General features: G+C 39.8%; 3 protein-coding genes. All 3 read right to left on the bottom strand.

What is annotated here, in order from left to right; all coding sequences use genetic code 11:
• Nucleotides 1–288: hypothetical protein (locus A3761_RS20390; protein WP_197473146.1), on the bottom strand; the 288-nt coding region annotated here is incomplete at its 3' end.
• Between the two features lie 71 nt (nucleotides 289–359).
• On the bottom strand, nucleotides 360–1235 hold the full coding sequence (locus A3761_RS20385) for a glycosyltransferase (RefSeq protein WP_197470041.1): 876 nt from the start codon (nucleotides 1233–1235) through the stop codon (nucleotides 360–362).
• A gap of 236 nt (nucleotides 1236–1471) precedes the next feature.
• Nucleotides 1472–2777: phenylacetate--CoA ligase family protein (locus A3761_RS27975; protein ID WP_197473145.1), on the bottom strand; the 1306-nt coding region annotated here is incomplete at its 5' end.

The following is a 2777-nucleotide window of genomic DNA, read 5'->3' as shown; positions in this document are numbered from 1 at the left end:
TCTGAAGAACGCAATTAAATTGTACGCAAGCTCTATAAACTCAAATACAAACTCTGGAGCGTATTTCGTTAACTCAATAATACGTGACAGCAAAGTTGAAACTATATTTGTTTTTTGAACCGTTGTTTTTTCGCGGCTGGCAGACGAATCTTCGGCATCTGGATCTGCTCCTGGTAAAGAAAGCAGTTCAACCTCATGCCCAAGTTCACGAAACGCTTTCACAACCCCCATAATATGAGCACCCTCCGCGCCTTTACCTCTAGTACGGTGATGGTATACAACTCTCATTATTCGGCTCCTTGCTGACAATAGCTACAACTAAAAAATCAACTTCCATAACAAACATTCATAACCAGATATCAAACTCTATTCAGAAAAGCTTCTACCTGGCTAATATTATCTTCCCAAGAATACTGAGCCCCTAAGGTGGCAATTTCATTCTTTGAACCCAGCTCATTCAAACGACGATCAGACATTGCCTCTGAAAGGCCTAGCACATCTCCAGGTTCAACTAACAAACCAGATACCTTATCCTTGACCACTTCGGGAATCCCACCAACTTTGGTTGCAATCACAGGCACACCACTACAGATAGATTCCAACAACACATTCGGAACGCCCTCATGATAAGAAGGCAAAACCAAACAAGCACAAGATCGAATATAAGTAGCTGCCTCGCCATGAGGCTTAGGCCCCAGAAATTCAATAAATTTGCTATATGAGCTGTTCTTTGATCGAGCAACCAATTCTGACGTCATTGCCCCACCACCGATAAACTTCAGTTCTTTATCCCCTCCTGCATCTCGATATAGAAAATATGCATTCAACAAATCCAAGACACCTTTGTCTCGTTTGAGGTTTCCAACATAGAGAAAACAATTATCGATATCAGCTGACATTAATGGATAGAACAGTTTTTGGTCCACTCCATTATAAACTTGGCAAACCCTATCTTCAGAAACACCGAGCTCAGACAGTTTAGTTGCTAGCGCTTTAGACACCGAAAATACGCCTTTAGCATTACCACATATTCGACCAATAATATTTCGCCTACGCCCCTCACTGGCCAATATATTAATATCACTCCCATGAACTTTAATATAGTAAGGGCAATCAAATCGCTTTGCTAACTGAGCTGCTGCAAACCCATCTGGGTATGCCCAGCTACCCAATACAACTTCAGGCCTAAACCCTCTAAAATGACTATTTAGTCCAATAAGGACAGAAAGCCACATAAACCAACCAAAAAAAGAGTAAAGAATTTTAGGAGTATACCAATAGCAAACGTAGAGTAATTTGGGACTGTTTGCTTTTTTTATTTCCGCTCTGTGCATTAAATAATCTAACCAAGAAACTGGGACTATAATTGACACATCATTCGTTCTCGCTAAACGATCAAATTGCTGTTTATTAAAAGTTGCTCTGTTAGGTTCCCATGGCAGGGGGTAGAGATTTGTAAGGATTAGCAATCTCATAGTATTTTGCTATCCACTACTTTCAATTTACCACTCGAAGTAAGCATTATATTCTCGACAACATTTACATTAACCTTCAGGTGCTCACCACAGTTTTTCTCAACCAAACCTTTAATATGATCCAGCTCTTGTTTAAAAGCTACATCATGAAGCACAACATTCAAATCAATTGAATCAAGATTATGTTGAACGACCTGAAATTGTCGTATATTCCGGTAGTCTTTTAATAGATGCGGAAAAAACTCTCCCGGTATAGAGCGACCGTCAGAAGTTTTAACTAGATCAAGCTTTCGTCCATCAACAGACTTAATCATAGGAAAATTAGATCCACATTCGCACTGGTAACTTGAGTCCTGCCAAGTAGCTCTATCTCCATTCCTATAACGAATTAATGGAAACCCATAATTATATAAATCAGTAATGAGCACGTCACCACTCTTAGCTGCAACACCCTGTTCATCAACAGTTTCCACAACAAGATGATCTATATTTACATGAAGACCTTGCCTCCTCTCACATTCACTACCTATTAACATAAATTCACGACATCCATAGGTATTGTATACGGGGGCCTGAAAAGCAGCTTCAATTTTTTCTCGCTGAAACTCATACAAAGGCTCTGCACCAGTTAATATAGATTTGGGGGGGCCGACTTTGATATTATTAGTCAATATATAGTCAGACAACTGTACAATAGGATTAACATAGGAGACTACAGCTTGAGGTTTATACTTATTCAGTACCTCCACATAGCTACCAATGTTTTGTTGAGTCATTTTGAAAGAGTTTAAAATTTTCCGGTTATAGAACGCATGATATAAACGTTCTTTTAGTTCAGATCTTGCCCCTACTGGGGCAATACTGGCTCCCCAAAGATATAGCGTTTTTTCTCCCAACCCTGCGTTCAAGCCACCGTAACCTCTCCACATAACGGCTTGCCTACGTTCGTTGCTCTCAGCATCTAGCTCAAACTGAAATGGGACGCCCGAAGAACCTCCAGTAGTCTTCTTAATATTCTTCCCTCTAAAGCTACTGGAAACAAAACTATCATAATTTTCCCTGACCACATCTTTATCCAAGATAGGAAGCTGCGATAACTCCTCTACTGATTGAATTTCAGAAGGGTCAAAACCAATTTCATCCCATTGCCTTCGATAAAAGTCACAAGTTTTGGCAGCGTGCACCAATAACTTTCGTAACTTAGCTAATTGAATCGCCTCTAACTCGTCATGAGCTTTACTCTTATTTTCTTGGTATTCTCGTATGTATTGTACTGATTTACGCCCTGAAATATGTTCTTCA

It is taken from the genome of Oleiphilus sp. HI0123, from assembly GCF_001635315.1.
The sequence above is the reverse complement of the archived record's forward strand: the minus strand, read 5'-3'. Positions and strand labels throughout refer to the sequence as shown.

Bases quoted from the DNA above. Each gene is read 5' to 3' on its own strand.
- A3761_RS20385 (WP_197470041.1), bottom strand. From the start codon at position 1,235: ATGTGGCTTTCTGTCCTTATTGGACTAAATAGTCATTTTAGAGGGTTT.